This is a genomic window from Nocardiopsis sp. CNT312, from assembly GCF_000515115.1.
Taxonomy (GTDB): Bacteria; Actinomycetota; Actinomycetes; order Streptosporangiales; family Streptosporangiaceae; genus Nocardiopsis.
In genome coordinates, this window is the sequence record NZ_AZXF01000040.1 from 1 (window position 1) to 22283 (window position 22283).

Genomic DNA, 22283 nt, shown 5'->3' on the forward strand with positions numbered 1-22283 from the left:
CGTTAAGTCCCTTTGCGCTGATGGTACTGCCCTGTGGTGGGGTGGGAGAGTAGGTCGCTGCCACGGTTTTTTGTTGGGGTCGGGGTTGTTCCTTTGGGGGTGGCTCCGGCCCTGTTTTTTTGTGTGCGGGCTTGTGCAATCGTGAATATACGGCGAAGCCTCTGCCGCTGGTCGACAGCGTGGCAGGGGCTTTCGTGTGTCCGCTGGGCGTGGCCGGATGCTGGTCAGGCGTGGAGGTCGGCGGCTTCGATCTCTTCGCGGGTGATACCCAGGATGAAGGCGATCGCGTCCAGATAGGGGACGGTCACCGACGTGTCCGCCTGCTCGCGCACCACGGGCTTGGCGTTGAAGGCCACCCCGAGACCGGCGGTCCGGAGCATGTCCAGGTCGTTGGCGCCGTCGCCGATGGCGACCGTCTGGGTCAGGGGCACCCCGGCCTGGTCGGCGAACTGCTGGAGGGTGACAGCCTTGCCCTTGCGGTCGATGATCGGCCCCACCAGTTCACCGGTGAGCTTGCCGTCGACCACCTCCAGGGTGTTCGCGGCGGCGTAGTCCAGATCCAGCAGCTCCACCAGGGAGTCGGTGATCTGGGTGAACCCCCCGCTGACGATGCCGCAGGCGTAGCCCAGGCGCTTCAGCGTGCGGACCAGGGTCCGGGCCCCCGGGGTCAGCATGATCTCCTCACGCACCCGGTCGATCGCGGAGGCGTCCAGGCCACGCAGCAGGGCGACCCGGGCGCGCAGCGACTCCTCGAAGTCCAGTTCGCCGCGCATGGCCTGTTCTGTCACCCTGGCGATCTGGGCCTCGCAGCCCGCGTGTGCCGCGAGGAGCTCGATCACCTCGCCCTGGATCAGGGTCGAATCCACGTCCATGACGATCAGGTGCTTGCCGCGGCGATGCAGGCCGCTGGACTGGACGGCGACGTCCACTCCCTGGGTGCTCGCCTCCATCGCGAGCTCGGCGCGGAGCTGGTCGGCGCTCCCACCGGAGATGTCCATTTCAACGGAGGTCACCGGGTAGCTGGAAAGGCGTTCGATCCGGTCGATGTTGGCACCCGCGCGAGCCACACAGGACGTGATCGCGGCGAGGGCGCCGGGGCGGAGCGTGTCCGCCAGGACGGTGACGTGCAGGCGGTTGGGGTCGTAGGCGTTGACACGCCCGTTGCCCTCCCCGTACTCGGCCTCCACGTCGAGGTCAATCGCGGTCTTGTCCAGAGCATGGCGGACCTCTTCGAAGACCCGGTGGCGGGTGACGCCGGGTGCCACGCGCTCGTCGACCTCCAGTACGGCCCCGAGTGTGAGCCGGCCGCCCAGGACGACCTGCTCCAGGTCGACGATGGCCACCGGGAAGACGGAAAGGGTGCTGAGCAGGCGCGCGCTGATCCCCGGGCGGTCCCGCCCGGTGATGGTCACCGACAACGTGGATTCATCGTTCATGACGCTGTCCACGGTACTCGGCACCCGGTTCCGGGGGTTCACGAGGTGGGCCTCTTTTCGCAGCTCGTTCACCGTGTGGACACGAGAAGTGTCGTTCCGGTCACCCTCGGGACTTCCTGCGCCGCTTGGGGCGCTTGCTCTTGACCTCCACCCCGCCGAGCATGCAGGTACCGGTGAGCCGGATGACCGGGGCGTTAGGGTCTGTGACCCGGTCGGCCCCGTGGATCTCCGCGCCGCCGAGGATCGCGGACGTGTTGTTGATCACTCGGACCCCCTCGGGCACGGTGATCTCCACTCCGCCCAGGATCACGGCCAGTTGCACGGTCACCTCGTTCTGGCTCAGGACGGCCTCGCGCAGGTCGAGGTCCACCCCACCGAACAGGACGGAGATGTTGGTCCTGGGCTCCACGAGCCAGCGGCCCTTGCGCTCGCAGCCGCCGAACACCGCCACGAGGTTCTCCGACCCCTTGCTCTGCTCGGCGAGGTCCCGGGCGTCGGGGCCCAGGACGGACATCCGGTCCGTCATGGCGGCCCGGGTGTTCCCGGGGGAGGGCAGGTCAGCGACGATCGGTGCGAGTTCCCCCACGGTCTTGGCCGTGTAGAGGGCCTCCAGGCGCTCGTCGAGTTCGCCGGGGCTGAGCCGGCCTTCCGCGAGGGCCTCCCGGAGCCGTTCGGCCACCTGGTCACGGTCCGCGTCGGAGGCTCGGATGTGCTCGGGTTGCATGGCTCCTCGTTCCTTCGGGATGGGCTTGGCACCGTCGTACACGAACCAGTATCCGTCGGCCGGGCCGGGAACGGATCAGGTGACGTCCCTGGAAGAACCCCGAGAACCGTGCCCCCTCCACCAGGGGCGCGGCCACGGGAGCGGTGGTCAGATGGCCGCGTGGGCGGCCACGTGGGCGCGCCGTACGGCCATGTCGAGTGTGTGCAGTGCCCGGCGGCGCTCCTCGGCCTGGCCGCCGGTCATCCCGCGGCCCGAGGCGGGACCGGCCAGAGCGATCACCCGGGCCAGCCGTTCGGCCTGGGCAGCGAGTCTGTGGGCCCGCGGCGGGTAGCCGTGTGCGAGAGGAGGTGCCTGGTGCGCTTCCAGCGTGCCCAGCTCCTCGTGCACCCCGGGTTCGAAACCGGCGATGTCGGTGATGCCCTCCAGGGTCCGTCCGGCCTCGATGAGCGCGAGTTTCAGCCGCTGTTCCGCCTCGGCGAGGCCGGGAATCTGTGGAGGGGTATTGGTCGCCCGATACGGCGTCCAAGACACGCCCGCATAGGATGAACCACGCCGGTCCGCCGTGGGTACGAGGCCGATCTGTGTGTCGGCGAGCTGGAGCAGGACCCCCTCCTGGGCCTCCAGCGCGGCCTGGTTGAGCTCCTTCGGCCCGACCAGCCCGAAGGGGTCGCCCCAGGTGGGCAGCGCCAGACGGAACACGGACAGGTCGAGGCCGCGCAGCCGTACCAGCGCGGTTCGTAGAGGGGCACCGCTGTCGAAGGGCAGGTCGTCTGCGGGTACTGTCCCGATCAGGTTGGGCCCGCCACGTCGCTCGACGGCGTCGACCGCGTCGTCCAGACCGACATGTCCGGACAGCCAGGCGTTGCCCCAAGCGACGAGCGGTGCGGACGTGAGTTGCATTGCTTCAGAGTAGGTCGGCTCCAAAGCGGGGCGCGAAGTGAGGGAGGACGATGGACGGGCGTGTGGTGGGCCTCGACGGGGCCACGGTACGGCGGCAGGACGCGGAGCTGCTGGCAGACGTGGACTGGACGGTCCTGGAGGGCGAGCGGTGGGTGATCCTCGGCCCCAACGGTGCGGGGAAGACCACACTGCTCAACGTCGTCTCCAGCCAGCTTCACCCGACCGCCGGGGAGGTCGAGATCCTCGGCGGTCGCCTCGGCGGCGTGGACGTGTTCGAGCTGCGTCCGCTCATCGGCTACGCGGGGGCCTCGGTGGCCTCCCGGGTCGAGCCCGGGACGCCGGTGCTCGACCTGGTGCTCAGCGCCGCCTACGGGTTCGTGGGGCGGTTCCGTGAGGAGTACGGGATCCCGGACTACGGCCGTGCCCGGGCGCTGCTGGGGCACTGGGGGGTGGGCGATCTCGCGGACCGCTCCTACGACACCCTGTCGGAGGGTGAGCGCAAGCGCGTGCTCATCGCCCGCGCACTGATGTCCGATCCGGAACTGCTGCTGCTGGACGAGCCCGCGGCCGGTCTGGACCTGGGGGGCCGTGAGGACCTGCTGCGGAGGCTGGGGGTGCTCGCACGCAACGAGGCGGCCCCCACCCTGGTGGTGGTCTCGCACCATGTGGAGGAGATCCCCGTGGGGTTCACGCACGGTCTGTTGTTGAGGGAGGGCGGTGTTGTGGCGGCCGGTCCCCTGGACGCGGTGATGACCGCCGAGAACCTCTCCAAGGCGTTCGACCTTCCCCTGAAGGTCGAACGCGACGGTGAGCGCTGGAGCGCCCGCGCGATCTGACCTATATGGCATTGCACTAATACGGTGATTCTGTTGGCCGGAATTCCTATATTTGTCCATATGTGGTCGGGCCAGGCGCACATGGGGTAGCGTCATCGACCGGTGAGCGGATCGCTCCATTCCCGGTGCGCTGAACACCGTGTGGGCGGGGCCGCCGGTGCCCGCTCCCCCATCCGCCCCGCAGGGAGAAGCCGCCCCACAGGCAGAACTCGGAGCCGTCCTCATGACCCCGATCATCATCGTCGCGCTTTTCGTCGCCGTCTTGTTGATCATCTTCTGGCGGAGCGTGCGTATCGTTCCGCACTCGATGGAGGACGTCGTCGAGCGGTTCGGGAAGTTCCACCGGACGCTGCAGTCGGGGTTCAACATCGTCATTCCCGGGGTGGACAGCGTCCGCGAGCGGATCGACCGGCGCGTGCAGGTGGTCAGCTTCCCGCCCCAGTCGGCCATCACCGAGGACAACCTCGCCGTGGAGGTCGACTCGGCGGTGTACGTGCGGATCGTGGACGCCTACCGCGCCACCTACGAGGTCGCCGACTTCATCCGGGCGGTGGAGCAGCTCACCCTCGCCACGCTGCGTAACGTCATCGGCGGCATGAACCTGGAGGACACCCTCACCTCCCGCGACGAGATCAACCGCGAACTCAAGACCGTCCTGGACGAGGCGACCTCCGAGTGGGGCATCGAGATCAGCCGGATCGAACTCAAGGGCATCGAACCGCCCTCCTCGGTGCAGGAGGCGATGGAGATGCAGATGCGCGCCGACCGGGAGAAGCGCGCCCAGTTGCTCAGCGCCGAGGGCGAGAAGCAGGCCGCGGTGCTGCGCGCCGAGGGCGAGCGCTCCTCCGCGGTGCTGCGCGCCAAGGGCGCGGCCGAGGCGCAGATGCTCACGGCCAAGGCCGACGCCGACGCCCAGACGCTCCGGGCCCGGGGCGAGGCCGACGCCATCCACATCGTATTCAAGTCCCTGCACGCCAGCGGGGTCGACCGGGACGTGCTCGCCTACCAGTACCTCCAGAAGCTCCCGGAGATCGCCCAGGGCGACGCCAACAAGGTGTGGATCGTGCCCTCGGAGATGGGCCAGGCCCTGCACGGGGTCGGCAGCGCCTTCGAGGAGCTGCGCCAAGAGGCCGTCCGGGACATCTGATCAGTGACGATACCCACCCCGGACCGGGATCCGCGGACGGACTTGCGTAGGGTTTGACGACCCTCCCCGAACGGCGGGGAGCGGGAGGGACCCGGGATGTGTGGATGGAACTGTGGGAGGCCGTGGCCGTTCTCCTGGCTGGGGTGGCCGCCGGCGGGATCAACGCGATTGCCGGATCCGGCACGCTGTTCACCTTCCCCGTCCTCCTGGCGCTCGGCTACCCGCCGGTCACGGCGACCGTCTCCAACAGCATCGGCCTGGCACCCGGAACCCTCAGCGGGACCATCGCCTACCGGCGCGAACTGGCGGGCCAGCGGACGCGGGTGCTGAAACTCGGCTCCATGGCCTTCTGCGGTGCCGTCACCGGGGCACTGCTCCTGATCTACCTGCCGCCCGGCGTGTTCGAGACGGTCGTGCCGTTCATGATCGGCACGGCGTGCGTCCTCATCGTCCTCCAGCCGAGGATCGCCGCGTGGGCGCGCTCGCGCAGGCCGGCCTCGAAGGACGGGGGGCCGCTGCTGCCGCTGGGGGCCTACGCGACCGGCACCTACGGGGGCTACTTCGCGGCGGCCCAGGGGATCATCCTGCTGAGTCTGCTGGGCACGGCCCTCGACGACGACCTCCAGCGGATCAACGCCCTGAAGAACCTGCTCACCACGGTGGCCAACAGCACCGCCGCGGTCTTCTACATTGCCTTGGCCGCACCGGCGTGGCCGGTGGTGGGGCTCATCGCGGCCGGGACGGTCATCGGCGGCTTCCTCGGCGCACGCTACGGCCGCAGGCTCAGCCCGGCCGCGCTGCGCGCCTGCGTGGTCGTGGTGGGGCTGACGGCCGCCCTGCAACTGCTGCTGGGGCGGGTCTGAGCACGGGGCTCAGCCGTTGAGGTAGCCGCGCCGCTGGGCGTCGTCGACCAGGGCCGCGGCGTAGGAGCCCAGCGCCTCGGACCCTTCCGCGATCAGCTTGACCTTTGCCATCACCTCGGCACGGGTGGCCCCGGAGCGCACCCAGGTGCCGCCCTCGTTGTGCCAGTTCGACAGCAGGGGAGACAGCCGGGCGACGGCCAGGGCGAAGCGGGCCTCGGGCGTGGCCCGGGCCTCGAACTCCGCCCACAGCGCCCGGGCGTGCTCCGCCTGGTCCTCGGGCAGCAGCGGGAAGATGCGGTCCGCGGCGGCGCGCTCGCGCTCGGACCGGTCCGGGGGTTCGGACACGTTGAAGACGAAGGCGTCTCCGGCGTCGATCCCGACGATGTCGTGGAGCAGGAGCAGGTCGACAACCCGGTCGATGTCGGTGCCCTCGGGGGCGTACTCGGCGAAGGTGCGGGCGGACAGGGCCAGGTGCCAGGAGTGCTCGGCGGAGTTCTCGCGCCGGGACCCGTCGACCAGCAGGTTCTGCCGCAGGACGCGCTTGAGCTTGTCGACCTCCAGCAGGAAGCGCAACTGCGCGTTCAACCGCTCGTTGTCGACCCCGCTGGCAAAGACCGGTGCCGGTTCCGTCACGTGGTTCGCCCTCCCGATGGATGAGTCGAAGCGGTCAGCAGGTGGGCCGTTCGCACGGCCGCCCTTGGATGATCCCATGGAACGCGCACCAGCTGTCGCGGCGGCGTCGAAAGGACGGCGTCAGGGAGAGCCGGCGTGGTGCACACGGTGAACGGAGGGCGGAAGAACCGTACATCGAATGAGAGAACAGGACCAAAGGCGTGGCCTTAGGCCCCCGAAGCCACCAGGACCTGCGGGGAAGGGGCCAGGTGCCAGTGGAACCACTCGGTGATCGCCCGGTTGGTGAGGACCCCGGCCGGGGTCAGCGGGCCGGGTTCCAGGCCGGGCTCGGGTCCGATGGAGTGGGCCAGGTCGGGGATCACGATGTGACGGAGCGCATGGTCGGTGCCCTCGCCGCGCAGGGCGTCGTGCAGGGCGCGGCCGTGCTCGGGCCCGGCCACGTCGTCGAGGCCGCCGTTGACGACGAGCAGCGGAGTGCGGTGGCGCGCGACCTCGGCGGCCCGCTCGGTGAGGTGCAACCGTTCGCGTGCCAGCCGTGCCTGGCCGCTCCACTCGTAGGGGGAGCCGCTGTGGCGTTCCCGGACACCGACCACGAGAGCGGGGTCGGTGATGGGGTTGACGGCCGCGGCGGCACCGACGGGCAGGTCGCTCTCGGCGAGGGAGAGCAGTGCCGCGGTGGCGCCGGCACCCACGCCGACCAGGCCGATGGGGGCGTTGGTCACCGGGAGCGCCGAGCGCAGATCGGCCGTGACGTGGGACAGCTCGGCGGCGGCCTCCTCGACGACCGGGGCGAAGAGCTCCGTGAGGTAGTCCTGCGCGCCCCGCCGGTTCACCTCGGGGACCCCGCCCTCGGGCAGTCGCCCGCCGAAGAGCGGGAGCCCCAGGTAGACCCGCCACGCGGGTAGCGGGGTCAGCGGGATCGCTCCGGCCAGGGCCGCCTCGCTGCGCGGCGGTTCCATGGCGTGCAGCCCCAGGACCAGCGGTGCCGGGCCGTCACCGAAGGAGGGTGGCAGGGCGAGGTAGGGGACCCCGGCGGCCGTGCCGGTGAGGGGTCTGCTGAGTGTGTCGGTATCGGCTACCACGGATGGCCGCCCCCGTCGCGTTCGGAGAAGTGGGTCAGGTAACTGCTCACCAGGTGCTTGGCCTCGCGTACGAGGTCGGGATCGCCGTTCGGGTCGTCACGGAAGGCGAGCTTGAGCACCGAGTCGGTGGCTTCGACGGCGACGTCGATGACGCGATCGAGTTCGTCCGTGTCGGGGACACCCGTGACGGAGACGATGATCTTGCGGAGCCGAACCGAGATGACACGGTTGTTGTCGGCGTCGCCATGAAGGAGTCTACGGTCGACCATGCCACCGAAGTGCAGACTGCGGAATCCCGGGACCGACCGGTGCATGTCGATGTACTCGTCGATCATGATGTCGACGGCGGCGGTCCAGTGCATGGACGAGGCACTGGTCAGGCGCTCGGTGACGCGTGCGCCGAACTGGTCGAGGAAGCGCAGGCCGAGGGCCTGGGTGAGGGCTTTCTTGTCCGGGAAGAACTGGTAGACCGAACCGATGGCCACGCCGGCGCGTTCGGCGATGCGGGTCGTGGAGAGGTTCTCGTACCCGATCTCGTCGAGGAGCTCGGCACAGCAGTCGAGCATGCGCTGGACCCTGAGCATGCTTCGCTGTTGTGCGGGGAGCCTGCGCAGCGGGGCCTGGGCGAAGTCGAGGTCCTCGCAGGCGAGAGTGACCGAACGGCGGTCCTTCACCGGAGGGCGATACACGGTGCCGGAGGGCCGGGGGGGCCGTTGGGCGGTTGAGCTTCGGGGGTTCGTCGTCACGCCTCCTATGATGCCGTTCCGGAATCGACTGGTTCCGTGGAAATTTCAGTTTCGTGCAGAAGATCGTTGGGTGAGCACCCCGAACGTGCCCGTCATTCCTGCTCGTGAGAAAGGATGGGCGGTTTCGCCGGTGACGCCCTCGGGGCTTTGTGTTGCTTATGTCATCCAATGTCGGTATCGCTGGCTGTGCTCGGCCCGAGCGCAGAGCGTTCGGGAGTGGCTTGGATGGCGCTTTCCGGGGCGGGGGTCGGCATGGTTGGATCGTGGCCGGACAACGCACACGCGCCTTGTAGGTTCAGGCATGGACAGCCCAGACACCACACCGGAGGAGCTCGACGCGGTCATGGAGCGGGCCGCGGCCGCCGCGCCGGCCCTCGCCTCCCAGGCCCCGGAGTAGCGGGCCCGCATGCTCCGTACCACCGGCGACGCCCTGGACACCGCCGCCGAGGAACTCGTGCCCCTCGCCATGGCGGAGACGCACTATCCGGAGGCGCGGTGCCGGGGTGAACTGGGCCGCACCACCTTCCAACTGCGGCTGATGGCCGACACCGTGGAACACGGCTCCCACCTGGAGGCGGGCATCGACTCCGCCGCCCCGGAGTGGGGCACGCCCCGGCCGGACCTGCGGCGTCTGATGGTGCCCCTGGGGCCGGTGGTCGTGTTCGGCGCGAGCAACTTCCCCTTCGCCTTCTCGTTCTCGACGGCCGGAGGAGACACCGCCTCGGCGCTCGCCGCCGGATGCCCCGTCGTGGTCAAGGGCCACCCGGGCCACCCGCGGCTGGCACTGCGCACGGCCGAACTGCTCACCCGGGCCCTCTCCGAAGCCGGGCTGCCGGACGGAACGTTCTCCCTGGTCACCGGGGTGGAGGCGGGGCGGCGTGCGGTCACGCACCCGCGGACCCGGGCCGTGGCCGTCACCCACGCCATGACCCATGGCGGCCCCTATCCGGCGACGACGGCGTCGGGGCACACCTCGGTCGGTACCGCGTCGATCCGGCGCTTCCTGCGTCCGGTCACCTCCCAGTCGGTGCCCCAGTCGCTGCTGCCCCGCGAACTGCGCGACGACAACCCGCTGGGAGTGCCCCAGCAGGTGAGCGGCCGGCCCTCCTCGCCGGTGTCCGAGCGGGTACCGGACGGGACCGTGTGAGGTTTGGCCGCGAGGGCTTGGGCCGGTGTGAGCGTGTGCGTAGTCTCTCGTCATGCACACCACCCACGCCCCCGCGGCCGTCGACGCGCTCATCAGGGACCTGCCCAAGGTCGAACTGCACGTTCACCTGGAGGGCTCGATGCCCGCCGAGACCCTGTTCACCCTGGCCCGCAAGCACGGTCTGACGGGTGTGCCGGCCGACCCGGAGAAGCTGGAGCGGTGGTACGCCTTCACCGACTTCCCGCACTTCGTGGAGGTCTACCTGGAGTCGGTGGGCGCCCTGCGGGAGGAGGAGGACTTCGCGCTCCTGGCCTCGGTGGTCGCCCGGAACCTGGCGGGGCAGAACGTGCGCTACGCCGAACTGCACGTCAGCCTGTACGCGCACCTGATGCGCGGAGTCCCGGCACGCGTCGTCTTCGACGGGATCGAGCGGGCGCGTGTGGAGGCCGAACGCGACCACGGGATTGTGCTGCGGTGGATTCCGGACTTTCCCGCCGACTTCGGGCCGGACAGCGCTGAGGCGACGGTGGCCGCCGTGCTGGCGGACGGGCCCCACAGCGTGGTCGGGTTCGGGGTCGGCGGTGTGGAGACGCCGCTGGAGCAGTACGCCGGGGTGTTCGGCCGGGCCCGTGCCGCGGGACTGGCGAGTCTGCCGCACGCCGGTGAGCACGGCGGGCCCGAGCGGGTGCGCGAGGCGCTGGACGCGCTCGGCGCGGAGCGGATCGGACACGGTATCGACGCGATGCGCGAGCCGGGGCTGCTCGCCCGCCTGGTGGAGGAGCAGGTCCCGGTGGACGTGAGCCCGACCTCCAACGTGTGTACGCGCGCCGTCGCACGTATCGGGGACCACCCGCTGCCGCGCATGCTGGAGGCCGGGCTCCTGGTGACCCTCAACAGCGACGATCCGACGATGTTCGGTACCGACCTCACCGAGGAGTACCGCACCGCCCACCGCTTGGGGCTGTCGGCGGACGACCTGGTGAGGCTGGCCGAGAACGGGGTCCGGGCCTCCTACCTGGGCGCGGCGCGTCGGCGCGCCCTGCTGGGCGAGATCGCCGACGTCGCCGCGCGGCACGGGGTCGCCCGTCCCGAGCGGTGAGGTCCGCGCCCTTTGGGGCGGGCACCGGACCCCTACGCGGGGGAGTCGGCCAGCGGTAGGCCGCACTCGGCGCGCATGTTCACCCAGGTCTGGTGGGCCTGGTCGGCGGCGGCACCCTCGTAGGGCACCGGCACACCGTCCTGGATCTGGGCGGGGGCCCAGTCGGCCTCGGTCACACTGCCCTGGTCGAAGGTGAGCGTGAGGACGCCGCTCTCGGCGGTGGGCCCGTTGAAGTTGTAGAACACGAAGTTTCCCAGCCCGTAGTGGACGTAGGAGTCGCCCATGAAGCCGCCGGGGGACAGCACGTGGGCGTGGCCTCCCACGACCGCGGTGGCACCCGCGGCGACGAGTTCGTCGGCGAGGCCGGGGGCGTGCGGGAGGGGACAGTGCGACCCCTCCAGGCCCCAGTGCAGGAACACGACCACGTTGTCGTGCTCGGCGGCGGCCTCGGAGACGGCGGTCACCAGGTGCTGGCGCATCTCGTTCTTGCTGGAGGCCAGGCCCGGGTTGGTGTCGGTGGCGGTCCACGCCGCGATGAGGTGGTCGTCGAGTACGTCGGAGGCGCCGAACATGGCGACCGTCTGGCCGTGGACCTCGGCGACGTGGGGGGCGTACGCCTCGTCGGCGTTGTTGCCGATCCCGACCAGTTCGACGGGTGAGGCCTCACCGTTGGCGAGGGTGTCGGCCAGGCCGGCGGCCCCGTAGTCCAGGCCGTGGTTGTTGGCCACTGACGCCACGTCCACTCCGGCCGCGTCCAGGGCCTCCAGGGCGCTTGCGGGGGCGCGGAACACGAACTGCTTCCCCGGGGCGGGCGTCCCGCCCTCGGTGACCGCCGTCTCCAGGTTGACCATGGCGAGGTCGGCGGCGGAGAGCTGTTCGGCGATGGGCCCCATGGCGGTGGCGGGGTCGTTCAGGCGGGGTTCGAGGAGGCCCTCGAACATCACGTCGCCGCCGAAGGCGACGGTGAACGGCTCGGAGTTCTCCTCCGGTGGCGGGGTCGGGGCGGAGGAGTCCCCGGCGGGGCTCTGGACCGACGCCTCGTTGTCGGTGTCCTGGGGGTCCTCCGAGGAGCACGCGGTGAGCAAGAGCGCGGGTGCGAGGATCGCGGCGCCGCATCTGAGGGGTGTGCGGAGGAGGGGACGGGAGGGGCGGGGCTGCATTCGTGCTCCTGCTCTGCCGGGGGTAGGGCGAGTTTTGCCTGTGGGACGCGTCTGTTCGGCGGCGGGTTGGCCGGTGAGCTCTGGCGGTATCACAATGAGATCCCCCTGAGGGGCGCTGCTGCGCATGGTCCGCAGGAGGGGCGGCCGTTCGCGGACGCCGCGGGGTGCTTGGCGCGCCGGTGGCCGGTTCTTGACATGTCCTTGGTTGTCGTCCTGTTGATTGTACGTGCCTGACCAGCTCTTTTGTGGTCTCCTGGGGTGAGTGCTCCGGCGGTCCGTGTGGTGGGTGTTTCCGGAGTCGGGGCCATGAACTGTTTCTGTTCGTTTTACTGATCCGATCAAATCTAGTGTCTACGCTGGTGGTATGGACGACTCCGCTGAACTCCGCTCCGTCGGTCTCAGGGCCACCGCCACACGTGAGGCGATCCTCTCCACCGTCCGCTGCGGAGACCACCTCGATGCCGAGCGCGTCACCCGGGGGGTGCGCGAGAAGGTCGGACACGTGTCCAACCAGACGGTGCACGACGGCCTGTACGCCCTCACGAGGGCGGGCCTGCTGCGTTGCACGGAGCCGGCCGGATCGCCGGCCCTCTATGAGACCCGGGTGGGCGACAACCACCACCACCTCGTCTGCCGTGTCTGCGGAAGTGTGAAGGACGTCGACTGCGTGGCCGGTGAGGCACCCTGTCTGGAGCCGGCGAGTTCGTACGGGTTCGCCATCGACGAGGCCGAAGTGGTGTTCTGGGGTCTGTGTCCCCCGTGCCAGGGCTCCTCCGCGGAGGAGGAGGGCGAACTCTTCCAGACGGGCCCGGCCGAGTCCACGGGCTGAGCCGTCTGCCCCACGGGCCCGATCGTTTCGACGGCGGGCCTTTTATGCGATATTCCTCCCAAACTGGGCATTCGTTACTTCTCTGTCAAGCGACTTAAGGTGGCATTCGCTGCCCTATTTCTATCGCTAGATGACTAATATACGAAGTTTATTAGTGGAATTTCGGCTCCCGGGCCCAAGATTTTTTCGTCGCCAATGATCACTCTGGGCTACATGATGTACACTCGGAGTGCTTAAAGGGAGTGCTTTGAACAGGGAATACTCCATGGGGTCATGGATTCATGACTTGGAGTGTCTCTTTCGCGTGGAGATGTTGCGGGAAATAGCACGAATACCCGTGAAGGCTTGCTAGCGTTTCGGTCGACGGTCGGTTCACGTAAGGAATGCCCCTTCGGAGAACCGAGAACCGCACTGTGGGTCGCCTCGCTTTCGATCACCGCTCGGTGACGGGCCCGCCAGCGCCGCGACGGGACGGCTCCGCCCCCTACGGGCACCGGTCCGCCCGGTCCCGTCCACGCATCCCCGCGTCGCCACCGGCGCGATCCTCTGGCAGTCTTCTGAAAGGTCCAAGCAGCACGATGCGCAACACCATCCGTTACTCCTTCGCAGCGGCCCTCACCGCCGGGTTCGTGGCCTCCCCCCTGACCGCCGCCTTCGCCGACACCTCCACGAGCGGTTCCGGCAGCATCGCCGGCGGCAACCAGATCATCATCCCCGTGAACGCGGCCGTGAACATCTGCGGCAACGCGATCTCCGTCCTCGGCGTCGCCGGGGCGGACTGCGCCAGCTTCGTCGAGGTACTGGAAGAGGAAGCCGAGAAGTCCGGCGACACCTCCACGAGCGGTTCCGGCAGCATCGCCGGCGGCAACCAGATCATCATCCCCGTGGACCTGGCGATCGACCTCTGCGGCAACTCGATCGGGATCCTGGGGGTGGCCGGCTCCCAGTGCACCCAGTTCGTCGAACTCATCGAGCAGTCCGCCGAGGAGGAGGCGGGTGGAGGGGCCGGCGACGACTCCGGCGAGACCACCACGGACGGCTCCGGCAGCATCGGCGGAGGCAACCAGGTGGGGGTCCCGGTGGACGGCGAGGTCGGCGTCTGCGGCAACGCGATCTCCGTCCTCGGTGCCGGGGGTGCCTCCTGCGAGGAGGAGACCGTCGACGAGGGCGGCGACGAGGACGGCGGCGACGAGGAGACCCCGGACGACGGCGGCGAGGAGGAGACCCCCGAGGACGAGGGCGACGGCGGCGACGAGACCGACCAGCAGTCCGCCCCCGAGCCCCAGGCCGACGAGCAGCTCGCGATGACCGGCAGCACCATCGGCGGCCTGGTGGCCGCCGGGATCGCCGCGATCGGAGCCGGCGGCGGTGCGCTGTACCTCGCGCGCAAGCGCCGGGCAGCCGCTCAGGGCTGAGCGTACCCGTGGTGAGGGGCGGCGGCCGCTGGGGGAGCGGCTGCCGCCCCCGTCCGTGTCCGGCGGCCGGCGGCCGGCGGCTGGGGGCTGGGGGCTGGGGGGTGGTGCGGGCGGGGCGGGAGCGTCTCATAACCTCGAAGACGTGCTCAAAGTCCTGTCCTCCCCGCGCATGCTGGCCTTCCACGCGCTGGTCGCGCTGATCGTGCCCGGCTTCATCTGGCTGGGCTTTTGGCAGTTGGACCGCTGGGAACAGCGCAGCGCCGCCGCGCACCTGCAACAGGCCAACCTGGCCGCCGACCCCGTCCCCCTGGCCGAGCTGACCGGTGTGGGCGCGGACGTGGCCCGCGCCGACCGGTGGCGCACGGTCGAGGCGACCGGGACCTGGGACACCGAGCACGAACTCCTGGTGCGGCACCGCGACGGCTCCGGAGGGGTGGGCTTCCACGTGCTCACCCCGCTGGTCACCGACGAGGGCCCGGCCGTCCTGGTCAACCGCGGCTGGATCCCGCGCGGGGAGACCGCGCGGGACACTCCGGAAGCCCCCGCGGGCGCCCCAGGGCAGGTCACGGTCACCGGCCGCCTCCAGTTCTCCGAGACCGAGGAGAACACCGGGCTGAGCAATCGCGAGGGGCTGCCCGAGGGGCAGATCATGATCGTGGAGGTCGACGCGCTCGCCGAGGACCTCCCGTACCCGGTCTACGGCGGCTACATGGAACTCACCCGGCAGGATCCCGTGCCCGACCCCGCACCGGAGCGGGTCGCGGTCCGGGAGCTGACGTCGGGCATGAGCCTGTCCTACGCCGTGCAGTGGTGGGTGTTCTCCATCGTGGCCGTGGTCGGCTGGGTCTTCCTCGTCCGTAGGGAGATCAGGGACGCCCGGGAAACCGCCCCGGCCGTCGACACCGGAGTGTGAGGAGACCCGTGGACGACCGCACCGAGTACGTGGGGACGGGAGGGGTCGGCCGCCGCCCTGTCGGCTCCCAGGAGAGCTCCCGCGCCGGGCGCCTGTGGTGGGACGGCGAGGCCGACGACTACCAGGCCGAGCACGGCGGGTTCCTGGGCGACGCCGACTTCGTGTGGGGCCCGGAGGGGCTGACCGAAGCCGAGGCCGACCTGCTGGACCTGGAGCACACGCGCCGGGGCCGGTTCCTGGAGATCGGCTGCGGGGCCGGGCAGTGCTCCCGGTGGCTGCGCGATCAGGGGGTCCGCGAGGCCGTCGCCTTCGACCTCTCCTTCCGCCAGCTCCAGCACGCGCGCAGGATCGACGAGGGCAGGGAGCCCGGGGCTGGGGCGGCGACGGTGCAGGCCGACGCGCAGCGGCTCCCGTTCGCCGATGCCTCGTTCGACGTGGTGTTCTCGTCCTTCGGCGCGTTCCCGTTCCTGCCCGCGGCCTCCGACGCGCTCACCGAGGCGGCTCGGGTGTTGCGTCCGGGCGGGCGGATGGTGTTCTCGGTGACACACCCGGTGCGGTGGTGCTTCCCCGACGACCCCACCGAGTACGGGTTCACCGTGCGCCAGTCCTATTTCGACCGGCGCGCCTACGTGGAGGAGGACGAGCACGGCCGGGCGGTCTACGTCGAGCACCACCGGACGGTGGGCGACTGGGTTCGGGGTATCACCGCAGCAGGGCTGTCCCTGCGCGAGGTGGTGGAACCGGAGTGGCCGGAGTGGAACGACCGGGTGTGGGGCGGCTGGGGGCCGGTCCGTGGCCGGATGGTCCCCGGCACGGCGGTGTTCTGCGCGGTCAGGCCGTAGGACCGCGAGGCAGTGCACAGCAGAGCCAGGAGTCAACCCGTGGCCGGTGTCCGGATCCGAACAGCCCGCCCCTTTGGCCGCGCGCGCCGTGGCGGTCTGCGACGACTGGTGGTGACGGCCGATGACGCACCTGCCGCCGCGCCCGTTTCTCGGCCACTCCCACTCCACCAGCCTCACGGCCGAGGCCGGGGAGGGGCTGGCGGGCGTCCTCGTCGGGTTCGCTCCGCCCTCGGACCCCGAGGCGGCCTACGTCCGCCCCATCGCGGTGGCCCCCGGGCAGCGGCGTTCGGGGCTGGCCGGTGAGCCGTACCGGCGCTTCGCCGACGCGGCGCGCGCCCAGGGGCGTTCGGCGGCCCGCGCGATCACCTCTCCGGGCCACGAGCGCTTGATCGCCCTCCACCGGGCGTTCGGCTTCACCGCGACGGGGCCACGACACGGACTACGACGGTACGGGTGTGGACCGGATGGTGTGTGGACTGCGGCTGTGAGCCCGTCCGTATCATCCGAGAACCACTGGGTATGGAGGAGGGGCGATGCGGCTCAAGCTGGACCTGCACGACGTCTTCAACAAGGGGCGGGACATCGACCGGGCGCTCAACGACATCATGGACGAGGCGGAGCGGACCCGGGCCAAGACGGTGGAGATCGTCCCCGGCAAGGGGTCCGGCCAATTGAAGAAGCGGGTGCTGCGCTTCCTTGACCGCAAGGACGTCAAGGCCCGCTACCACCGGGTGGAGAAGGACTCGAAGAACTTTGGCCGCCTTTGGGTCCATTTTCGCCATTGATGCGTACCCAAGGGTCGCCAACTTGGCCAACTTGGCGCATCATGGTGGTATGAGTGTTGATCCTGTCGAGCTGTCCGTCGCCCAGGCCCGTGACCACTTCTCCGAGCGTGTGAACAGAGCCGCCTTCGGCGACGAGGTCACCTATGTGACGCGTGGGCGCAAGCATGAGCGGGTTGCCGCCATCGTTCCGATCGAGCTGGTCGAGGCCTACGAGGAGATGATCGACCTCGAGGACGGGCGCATCGCCCACCAGAGGCTGGAGGAGATCCGGTCCGGTGACGCTGAATCCGTGTCCGCCGAGGACGTGGCCAGGGAACTCGGACTGTGACGAATGAAGGATCGCGCGCCTTCGAGGTCGTGTTCGACGGCCGGGCTCGCAAAGAACTCAGCAAGCTCGACAAACCCGTCGCGCGCCGCTTGTACTCGGCCGTGATGGCGTTGGCGGAGGAGCCGCGTCCCGACGGATGCCGTCAGCTCAGCGGCTATCCGGGGCTGTGGCGCATCCGTGTGGGCGACCACCGGGTCGTTTACTCGATCGACGATGGGCGGCTGGTCGTGGTGGCGCTGCGCGTGGCCCATCGGCGCGAGGTCTACCGCAAGCTGTGAGATCGCCCCCTCGCAAGCGCATCGTGGTAAGAACTTCGGTCGTCTGTTCGTGCACTTCAGGCACTGAGCCGGGCAGGTCAGGCGGACCAGGCGGTCAGGGTGGCCCGCGCCCAGGCGCGGACGTGTTCGGGGCGGCCCTCGGCGGGGAAACCGCCGTCCGCAGCGACCTCGGCGATGGTGAACCCGAACCCGCTCGGTGCCTCGGGGATGGTTGAGGCGCGGACCCCGCGCTCTCGGTGGACCCGGTGGGAGTTGCCGCGCCGGGCGCGCTCGGTGAGCTTGCGGGAGGCCGCGGACCTGCCCTCCAGATGGGCGCGCAGCAGTTCCAGCGGGAACTCGTGTGCACCCTCGGAGAGGGAGTCCGGGTGCTGGAGGCGGTAACAGGCGACGGCGACGCCGTGCAGCGGGCCACACGGCTCCTGGCGGGAGTGGTCCAGCGCCAACAGTTGTTGGAACAACTCCTCGCAGGGAGTCTCGCTCACCGCTCCGCACTGTGCACACGTGTCCATGCTGCGATACTCGCGCACGCGGCCCGGGAGGGCGAGTCGATTTTCGCGGATGCGCGCGGCTCGGAAGTGGACTCGGGCACGTATTTCGGCCGCCTGTGGATCCATTTTCGTCACTAGCGGTGGACGGAGGGTCGTCGAGGTCACTTCCCGTAGTGGTACCTACAGGCGGCGAGGAGGATCTCGTCCTCGACCAGCTTGTACACGAGCCGGTGCTCATCGGTGATGCGGCGCGACCAGTAGCCCTGGAAACCGTGTCGCAGCGGCTCCGGTTTTCCGATGCCCTCGTTGCCGTTACGGGCGATGTCCTTGATCAGCGCGTTGATGCGCTTGAGGATCTTCCGGTCCTGGCTCTGCCACCAGACGTAGTCCTCCCAGGCACTCTCCGCCCAGACGAGCCTCATTCGCTCAACTCGCGCTCGATGCCCCGGCCCGACTCCAGCTCCTCGATCGCGGTCACCAGGCGACGGGCGTTCTCAGGGCTGCGCAGGAGATAGGCCGTCTCTCTGAGGGTCTCGTATTCCGACAGCGCCATCATCACCACGGGCTCCCGTCCCGCTCTGGTGATGACGACCTCCTCCCGGTCGTCGATCACGGAGTCGAGTGTGGCGGCGTAGTTGGCACGGGACTCGGAGTAGGTCATGGTCTTCACGTCTCAGCCCTTCGTCGCACGTGAACCTGGCTCAATTGTACAAGAAGTTGTACGTAAAATGTGGGGTTGGTGCTTCGTCGGCAAGTGCATCGCTACAAGTACGTTGGTCGTCTGTTCGTGCACTTCCGGCACTGACCGTGGCCGCGGGACGGAGGGCCCGGCCCGCTTCCCGTGGCGGTACCCGTGGGCGGCGATGCCGACCCTGTCCTCGGCCGGTTTGTACACGAGTCGGTGTCCGTCGGTTGCGTCCTGCCCTCGGGGGGTGTCCGCGGTGTGGGTGATCGGCACGGTGGCGCTCGACCGCTGGGGCACGTCGGCCGAGCCCTTCAGCGCCTCCGCCGCCGGGCGGTGCCCGTGGCGGGGGCGACGTGGTCGCTGCGCAGGTGTTCGTAGACGATCGACGCCCGCACGTCGGCCACCTCGGGGCGCTCGGTGAGCCGGTCGACCACGAAGGCGTACAGGCTGTCGTTGTCGGGCAGGGCGACGTGGATGAGGAAGTCCTCGTTGCCCGAGGTGACGAAGACCGACAGGGTGTCGGGGAGCGCGTGCACCCAGTCGCGGAAGCCCTCGATGTTGTGCCGTGAGGGCTTGGAGATCCGCACGGTGATGAGCGCCTGCACGGGCCGCCCGATGAGTTCCAGGTCCACGTCCAGCAGCGCGCCGCGGATCACGCCCCTCTCCTTGAGGGCGCGCGTGCGATCCAGGGCGGTGGTGGGGGAGGCGCCCACGGCCGCGGCGACGTCCCGGTTGGTGCGCCGTGCGTCCGACTGCAGAGCGGCCAGTATCGCCGTATCAAGTTCGTCCAGATCAGCCATAGGCCAACTCTAGCCGTATTAAATACGGGAAGTTGTGAAATGGTCCGATCTGTGCGTAATATTTTTCGGAAACAATCGTATTTGGCTCGCCCGGAAGTGATCCTTCCTCGGGCGGGCAGCGTCGCCGCCGGTCGACCCCACTCCGATGCGGCGCCGCGTCACCGAACGACAAGGGACCCCTGTCGCCGTTATGAGCGTTTCCTCCGTCGCGGCCACCCCCGACCGACCGTCGGCCCGGCCGCTCGCTACGGCTCCCACAGGAGCCTTCCGTGGCCGGTTCCTGGCCCTCGCGGCCATCGTCTGCGCGGCCCTGAACCTGCGCCTGGTGGTCACGTCGCTGTCGCCCCTGCTGACCACGGTCGGCGCCGAGTTCGGCTTCGCCGCCACCGTGATCGGCGTGTTCGGCACACTGCCGCTGGTCGCCTTCTCCCTCTTCGGCCTGATCACCCCCGCCGTCATGCGCCGCTGGGGCACCGAGGCGACCGCCGTTCTGAGCATGGCCCTGACCGGTGTCGGCCAGGTGCTGCGCGCCTTCGCCCCCGAAACCGGCACCCTGCTGCTCCTGACCGCCGTGACCCTCACCGGTGCTGCGCTGGGCAACGTGGTGCTGCCGGCCCTGATCAAGCAGTACTTCCCGGACCGCCTGGCGGCGCTGAGCACCGTGCAGATGGTCGCCGTCCACGCCGGGGCCCTGTTCCCGCCGCTGGTCGCGGTTCCCCTCGCCGAGGTCGCCGGGTGGCGGTTCGCGCTCGGCGCGTGGTCCGTGATCGCCCTGGCCGCGGCGGTCCTGTGGATCGCCCAGCGGTCGCGGTCGGATCACGGCCGGACGGGGAGCGCCGACCCGGTACGGAGCGGGGGCGGCACCCCGGCCCTGGCACGGCCGGTCTGGCGTGTGGGGATGGCCTGGCGTATGGCCGTCCTCTTCGGGATGGTCACCTGGAACGTCTTCATCCTGTTCACGTGGCTGCCCACGCTGCTCACCGACGCCGGGCACGGCGAGGGCTTCGCCGGGAGCATGGTCTCCCTCATGATCGGCGCGAGCCTGCTGTTCGGGCTGGTGGCACCCACCGCCACCGTCCGTTCGGCCAGTACCTTCCCGCTCGTGCTGCTCGGGGTGGCCGGGTACGCGGTCGGCTACGCGGGCATCGCCCTGGCCCCGGAGGCGGCCCCGCTGTGGGCTCTCTCACTGGGGCTGGGCACCGGTATGTACGTGGTGATGATGACCATGATCCAGACCCGCAGCGCCACGCCCGGCGGCGCGGGCGCGCTCTCCGGATTCGTCCAGGGCGTGGGCAGCGGGATCGCCCTGGGCGGTCCGCTGCTCTTCGGCCTGGTCAGTGAGCTGACCGGCGGCTGGGGGGCGTCCTTCCTCCTGGTGGTGGGCGGTTCGCTCGCCGTGGCGGTCGTCATGGGCTACGTCGAGCGTGTGCCGCGGACCATCGAGGGGGCGGCCGAGACGCAGGAGGGGCGCGGGGCGACACACGTCGAGTAGGTTCCGGGCCGCACCGTCCCGTCCTAGCCGGACGCCTGAGAGACACTGCCTGGCCGCTCACCGCCCTGGCCGATAGACTCGGCGCGGGATAATGCTTCTGGTGAGCATGGACAAGGCCCCGGTCCTCAAACGGACCGGGGCCTTCGTCTTGCCCGCTTCAAGCGCGAGCGGCCACCTTGAGCAGGGCGTCCCACTCGGCGGAACCAAAAGCCAGGTACCCCGCCTCGCGGTTCTGGGTGTCGCGCACGGCGGAGCCGCCAGGGAAGTCGGCGACCTCGACGCAGTCCTGACCTTTCGCTGAGGAGTAGGAGGATTTGCGGAACTGAAGGTGGGATTCGCTGGTGAACATCGTCGGTGTCCTCTAGTCGAGCTGGTTGAGTCGGCGCTTCATCCAGTCACGGGATTCCTCCACGCTGAGCGCGGCCGCTTGGACGTGGTCGAGCACCGTCTCGTAGAGCGTAATCTGCTCCGGATCCTCGATCAGTAGGCCGGACCCGCCGGTCTGCTCGGCGTAGACCGCTGATGGGTCGTGCGGGAAATCCAGGATGACGAAGGACCCGTCCATTCCAGCGTGCGGCCCCACAGAGTCAGGCAGGACCTGGACCCGCAGTGTCGGCCGTTGTACATCGAGCAGGTGGCGGAGTTGTTCGGCGGCGATCTCGGGCGGAGTCTTGCGGAAGGCCGTCTCGTCGATGATCGCCCACAGACGCGGTGCGTCCGCCCGGCTGAGGATGTGCTGGCGCACCATACGCACTTCGACCCGGCGCTCCACCTCGTCCTGATCAGCGACACCACCGGCGTGGATCATCGTGCGGGCGTAGCCCTCGGTCTGGAGCAGGCCGGGAAGGTGTTGGACCTGGTACGTGCGTATTCGTGAGGCCTCGGTCTCCAGGTCGATGTAGGTTCCAGCGCCGAGGATGTCCCGGTATCCGAACCACCATCCGGATTTGGAGGCCTCACGGGCAAGCCTGCGGTAGGCCTCCCGCTCGTCCGGGTCCGTGACGCCGTAGATGTCCAGAAGGACCTGGAGGTCGGCATCGCGCACGCGCTGCTTGCGGGTCTCGATCCGGGTGATCTTGGCCTCGAACCAGCTCTTGTCCGGAGCCCGTTTCTTCGCTTCGACCGCAGCCTGCTTCGCGGTCAAACCTGCGTCCTCACGCAGCCGGAGTAGCTGACGGGCCAGTCGTCGGCGTCGAAGGGTCGGACTGGCGGCCAAATCCTCGCTCCTCTTGATCCGGGCTGAACTGCTTTGGTGCTTCGACCCTACGCTCGGTGTCGCATCTTCAGACATTTGTCGCATCCTTCGACAGCATGAGTCAGTATCTAAGGAGATTGTTTCATGCGATCCTAGAATGCATCTTGCGATTTAGTGCGCAGTCAGCGACGATGGTGTCACCAGAAGCCGCCGGACCTCCCATCCGGCCCTGCCTTGGAGGTGTGCGCTTTGCGCTGCCCGCGACACCACGAACCCCGCCCGGCGTGGCGGCTCGCGACCGCNGTNCCGCCCCCGCGCCGTCCGCGCCGCGCCCGCCGGGTGCGCTTCTACGCCCACCCGGCGGGCGACCTCGCCCCGCTCGCCCAGGTGATCGCCCGCCTGCTCACCCTCCGGGGGGCGGCCGCATGATCGACATCACCACCAACGACCTGCTCGCCGC

At 69.6% G+C, this 22283-nt stretch carries 25 protein-coding genes and 2 pseudogenes; 14 read left to right on the forward strand and 13 right to left on the reverse strand.

Annotated features, from left to right (window positions below; all coding sequences use genetic code 11):
* Nucleotides 1-224: 224 nt before the first annotated feature.
* From serB to B042_RS0116260, 3 genes are all read right to left on the reverse strand, one after another.
* A complete protein-coding gene (gene serB, locus B042_RS0116250) occupies nucleotides 225-1436 on the reverse strand; it encodes a phosphoserine phosphatase SerB (protein WP_028649212.1) in 1212 nt (403 codons plus the stop codon).
* A gap of 100 nt (nucleotides 1437-1536) precedes the next feature.
* On the reverse strand, nucleotides 1537-2160 hold the full coding sequence (locus B042_RS0116255; RefSeq protein WP_028649213.1) for a DUF1707 domain-containing protein: 624 nt from the start codon (nucleotides 2158-2160) through the stop codon (nucleotides 1537-1539).
* Nucleotides 2161-2307: 147 nt separating this feature from the next.
* Nucleotides 2308-3060 (reverse strand): hypothetical protein, encoded by a 753-nt coding sequence (locus B042_RS0116260; protein WP_028649214.1) that lies wholly within the window; start codon nucleotides 3058-3060, stop codon nucleotides 2308-2310.
* A gap of 50 nt (nucleotides 3061-3110) precedes the next feature.
* Here B042_RS0116260 and B042_RS0116265 point away from each other — a divergent pair, with 50 nt between their 5' ends.
* The 3 genes from B042_RS0116265 (at nucleotide 3111) to B042_RS0116275 (ending at nucleotide 5906) form a co-directional block, all read left to right on the forward strand.
* Nucleotides 3111-3896 carry an ABC transporter ATP-binding protein gene (locus B042_RS0116265; protein ID WP_028649215.1) on the forward strand — a complete coding sequence of 262 codons (786 nt, stop codon included), beginning with the start codon at nucleotides 3111-3113 and terminating at the stop codon, nucleotides 3894-3896.
* A 223-nt stretch (nucleotides 3897-4119) separates the two neighbouring features.
* Nucleotides 4120-5043, forward strand: a complete 924-nt coding sequence (locus B042_RS0116270; RefSeq protein WP_028649216.1) for an SPFH domain-containing protein — start codon at nucleotides 4120-4122, stop codon at nucleotides 5041-5043.
* Between the two features lie 104 nt (nucleotides 5044-5147).
* Nucleotides 5148-5906 carry a sulfite exporter TauE/SafE family protein gene (locus tag B042_RS0116275; RefSeq protein ID WP_028649217.1) on the forward strand — a complete coding sequence of 253 codons (759 nt, stop codon included), beginning with the start codon at nucleotides 5148-5150 and terminating at the stop codon, nucleotides 5904-5906.
* A 9-nt stretch (nucleotides 5907-5915) separates the two neighbouring features.
* Here the strand turns inward: B042_RS0116275 and B042_RS0116280 are convergent, their stop codons facing one another.
* The 3 genes from B042_RS0116280 to B042_RS0116290 all read right to left on the reverse strand — a co-directional run bounded on the left by B042_RS0116280 (nucleotide 5916) and on the right by B042_RS0116290 (nucleotide 8205).
* A complete protein-coding gene (locus B042_RS0116280; protein ID WP_028649218.1) occupies nucleotides 5916-6539 on the reverse strand; it encodes an HD family hydrolase in 624 nt (207 codons plus the stop codon).
* A gap of 206 nt (nucleotides 6540-6745) precedes the next feature.
* Nucleotides 6746-7621, reverse strand: coding sequence for a S9 family peptidase (locus B042_RS0116285; RefSeq protein ID WP_028649219.1), 876 nt, complete (start codon nucleotides 7619-7621; stop codon nucleotides 6746-6748).
* Nucleotides 7615-8205: a TetR/AcrR family transcriptional regulator gene (locus B042_RS0116290; protein ID WP_028649220.1), complete on the reverse strand. Its 591-nt coding sequence runs from the start codon at nucleotides 8203-8205 to the stop codon at nucleotides 7615-7617. Before B042_RS0116290 ends, B042_RS0116285 begins: the two co-directional genes overlap by 7 nt.
* 463 nt (nucleotides 8206-8668) lie before the next feature.
* Here B042_RS0116290 and B042_RS23500 point away from each other — a divergent pair.
* A pseudogene (locus tag B042_RS23500) lies at nucleotides 8669-9514 on the forward strand (aldehyde dehydrogenase family protein).
* 52 nt (nucleotides 9515-9566) lie between these two features.
* Nucleotides 9567-10613, forward strand: coding sequence for an adenosine deaminase (add, locus tag B042_RS0116300; RefSeq protein WP_028649221.1), 1047 nt, complete (start codon nucleotides 9567-9569; stop codon nucleotides 10611-10613).
* Nucleotides 10614-10645: 32 nt separating this feature from the next.
* On the opposite strand, the gene B042_RS0116305 is transcribed toward add, so the two are convergent.
* Nucleotides 10646-11773, reverse strand: a complete 1128-nt coding sequence (locus tag B042_RS0116305) for a CapA family protein (RefSeq protein ID WP_028649222.1) — start codon at nucleotides 11771-11773, stop codon at nucleotides 10646-10648.
* A 364-nt stretch (nucleotides 11774-12137) separates the two neighbouring features.
* Between B042_RS0116305 and B042_RS23505 the strand changes: the two genes are divergently transcribed.
* The 8 genes and pseudogenes from B042_RS23505 (at nucleotide 12138) to B042_RS0116340 (ending at nucleotide 17163) form a co-directional block, all read left to right on the forward strand.
* Nucleotides 12138-12602 carry a Fur family transcriptional regulator gene (locus B042_RS23505; RefSeq protein ID WP_051415748.1) on the forward strand — a complete coding sequence of 155 codons (465 nt, stop codon included), beginning with the start codon at nucleotides 12138-12140 and terminating at the stop codon, nucleotides 12600-12602.
* A 578-nt stretch (nucleotides 12603-13180) separates the two neighbouring features.
* Nucleotides 13181-14017 carry a chaplin family protein gene (locus tag B042_RS0116315; protein ID WP_028649223.1) on the forward strand — a complete coding sequence of 279 codons (837 nt, stop codon included), beginning with the start codon at nucleotides 13181-13183 and terminating at the stop codon, nucleotides 14015-14017.
* A gap of 142 nt (nucleotides 14018-14159) precedes the next feature.
* Nucleotides 14160-14930 (forward strand): SURF1 family protein, encoded by a 771-nt coding sequence (locus B042_RS23510; protein ID WP_197024341.1) that lies wholly within the window; start codon nucleotides 14160-14162, stop codon nucleotides 14928-14930.
* Nucleotides 14931-14938: 8 nt separating this feature from the next.
* Nucleotides 14939-15772, forward strand: coding sequence for a class I SAM-dependent methyltransferase (locus B042_RS0116325; RefSeq protein WP_028649224.1), 834 nt, complete (start codon nucleotides 14939-14941; stop codon nucleotides 15770-15772).
* Nucleotides 15773-15893: 121 nt separating this feature from the next.
* A pseudogene (locus tag B042_RS27105) lies at nucleotides 15894-16127 on the forward strand (GNAT family N-acetyltransferase); the annotation flags it as partial.
* A gap of 178 nt (nucleotides 16128-16305) precedes the next feature.
* Nucleotides 16306-16557, forward strand: coding sequence for a Smr/MutS family protein (locus B042_RS0116330; protein WP_028649225.1), 252 nt, complete (start codon nucleotides 16306-16308; stop codon nucleotides 16555-16557).
* A gap of 49 nt (nucleotides 16558-16606) precedes the next feature.
* Complete coding sequence (locus tag B042_RS0116335; RefSeq protein ID WP_028649226.1) at nucleotides 16607-16885, forward strand: antitoxin; 279 nt, start codon at nucleotides 16607-16609, stop codon at nucleotides 16883-16885.
* Nucleotides 16882-17163, forward strand: a complete 282-nt coding sequence (locus B042_RS0116340; RefSeq protein ID WP_051415749.1) for a type II toxin-antitoxin system RelE/ParE family toxin — start codon at nucleotides 16882-16884, stop codon at nucleotides 17161-17163. The genes B042_RS0116335 and B042_RS0116340 overlap by 4 nt, the downstream gene beginning before the upstream one ends.
* A gap of 77 nt (nucleotides 17164-17240) precedes the next feature.
* Here the strand turns inward: B042_RS0116340 and B042_RS0116345 are convergent, their stop codons facing one another.
* From B042_RS0116345 to B042_RS0116360, 4 genes are all read right to left on the reverse strand, one after another.
* On the reverse strand, nucleotides 17241-17777 hold the full coding sequence (locus tag B042_RS0116345) for a DUF5946 family protein (protein WP_369797715.1): 537 nt from the start codon (nucleotides 17775-17777) through the stop codon (nucleotides 17241-17243).
* Nucleotides 17778-17812: 35 nt separating this feature from the next.
* Nucleotides 17813-18073: a Txe/YoeB family addiction module toxin gene (locus B042_RS0116350; protein ID WP_028649229.1), complete on the reverse strand. Its 261-nt coding sequence runs from the start codon at nucleotides 18071-18073 to the stop codon at nucleotides 17813-17815.
* Nucleotides 18070-18321, reverse strand: coding sequence for a type II toxin-antitoxin system Phd/YefM family antitoxin (locus tag B042_RS0116355; RefSeq protein ID WP_028649230.1), 252 nt, complete (start codon nucleotides 18319-18321; stop codon nucleotides 18070-18072). The genes B042_RS0116350 and B042_RS0116355 overlap by 4 nt, the downstream gene beginning before the upstream one ends.
* A gap of 326 nt (nucleotides 18322-18647) precedes the next feature.
* A complete protein-coding gene (locus B042_RS0116360) occupies nucleotides 18648-19136 on the reverse strand; it encodes an Lrp/AsnC family transcriptional regulator (RefSeq protein WP_028649231.1) in 489 nt (162 codons plus the stop codon).
* A gap of 190 nt (nucleotides 19137-19326) precedes the next feature.
* On the opposite strand from B042_RS0116360, the gene B042_RS0116365 reads away from it, so the two are divergent.
* A complete protein-coding gene (locus B042_RS0116365; protein ID WP_028649232.1) occupies nucleotides 19327-20628 on the forward strand; it encodes a CynX/NimT family MFS transporter in 1302 nt (433 codons plus the stop codon).
* A gap of 157 nt (nucleotides 20629-20785) precedes the next feature.
* Here B042_RS0116365 and B042_RS0116370 read toward each other — a convergent pair whose 3' ends face one another.
* Entirely contained in the window at nucleotides 20786-20977 is a 192-nt protein-coding gene (locus B042_RS0116370) for a DUF397 domain-containing protein (RefSeq protein ID WP_028649233.1), read from the reverse strand.
* Between the two features lie 12 nt (nucleotides 20978-20989).
* The gene (locus tag B042_RS0116375) at nucleotides 20990-21844 is read right to left on the reverse strand and encodes a helix-turn-helix transcriptional regulator (protein WP_028649234.1); all 855 of its coding nucleotides are present in this window, start codon (nucleotides 21842-21844) and stop codon (nucleotides 20990-20992) included.
* Nucleotides 21845-22283: the final 439 nt, after the last annotated feature.

What these genes read in the sequence shown, in the direction of transcription:
- B042_RS0116255 (WP_028649213.1), bottom strand. Translation starts at nt 2,160, where the DNA reads ATGCAACCCGAGCACATCCGAGCCTCCGACGCGGACCGTGACCAGGTG.
- B042_RS0116345 (WP_369797715.1), bottom strand. Translation starts at nt 17,777, where the DNA reads ATGGATCCACAGGCGGCCGAAATACGTGCCCGAGTCCACTTCCGAGCC.
- B042_RS0116365 (WP_028649232.1), top strand. Translation starts at nt 19,327, where the DNA reads ATGAGCGTTTCCTCCGTCGCGGCCACCCCCGACCGACCGTCGGCCCGG.
- B042_RS0116370 (WP_028649233.1), bottom strand. Translation starts at nt 20,977, where the DNA reads ATGTTCACCAGCGAATCCCACCTTCAGTTCCGCAAATCCTCCTACTCC.
- B042_RS0116265 (WP_028649215.1), top strand. Translation starts at nt 3,111, where the DNA reads ATGGACGGGCGTGTGGTGGGCCTCGACGGGGCCACGGTACGGCGGCAG.
- B042_RS23505 (WP_051415748.1), top strand. Translation starts at nt 12,138, where the DNA reads ATGGACGACTCCGCTGAACTCCGCTCCGTCGGTCTCAGGGCCACCGCC.
- serB (WP_028649212.1), bottom strand. Translation starts at nt 1,436, where the DNA reads ATGAACGATGAATCCACGTTGTCGGTGACCATCACCGGGCGGGACCGC.
- B042_RS0116315 (WP_028649223.1), top strand. Translation starts at nt 13,181, where the DNA reads ATGCGCAACACCATCCGTTACTCCTTCGCAGCGGCCCTCACCGCCGGG.
- B042_RS0116290 (WP_028649220.1), bottom strand. Translation starts at nt 8,205, where the DNA reads ATGCTCAGGGTCCAGCGCATGCTCGACTGCTGTGCCGAGCTCCTCGAC.
- B042_RS0116335 (WP_028649226.1), top strand. Translation starts at nt 16,607, where the DNA reads ATGAGTGTTGATCCTGTCGAGCTGTCCGTCGCCCAGGCCCGTGACCAC.
- add (WP_028649221.1), top strand. Translation starts at nt 9,567, where the DNA reads ATGCACACCACCCACGCCCCCGCGGCCGTCGACGCGCTCATCAGGGAC.
- B042_RS0116350 (WP_028649229.1), bottom strand. Translation starts at nt 18,073, where the DNA reads ATGAGGCTCGTCTGGGCGGAGAGTGCCTGGGAGGACTACGTCTGGTGG.
- B042_RS0116275 (WP_028649217.1), top strand. Translation starts at nt 5,148, where the DNA reads ATGGAACTGTGGGAGGCCGTGGCCGTTCTCCTGGCTGGGGTGGCCGCC.
- B042_RS0116260 (WP_028649214.1), bottom strand. Translation starts at nt 3,060, where the DNA reads ATGCAACTCACGTCCGCACCGCTCGTCGCTTGGGGCAACGCCTGGCTG.
- B042_RS0116305 (WP_028649222.1), bottom strand. Translation starts at nt 11,773, where the DNA reads ATGCAGCCCCGCCCCTCCCGTCCCCTCCTCCGCACACCCCTCAGATGC.
- B042_RS0116270 (WP_028649216.1), top strand. Translation starts at nt 4,120, where the DNA reads ATGACCCCGATCATCATCGTCGCGCTTTTCGTCGCCGTCTTGTTGATC.
- B042_RS0116330 (WP_028649225.1), top strand. Translation starts at nt 16,306, where the DNA reads ATGCGGCTCAAGCTGGACCTGCACGACGTCTTCAACAAGGGGCGGGAC.
- B042_RS0116360 (WP_028649231.1), bottom strand. Translation starts at nt 19,136, where the DNA reads ATGGCTGATCTGGACGAACTTGATACGGCGATACTGGCCGCTCTGCAG.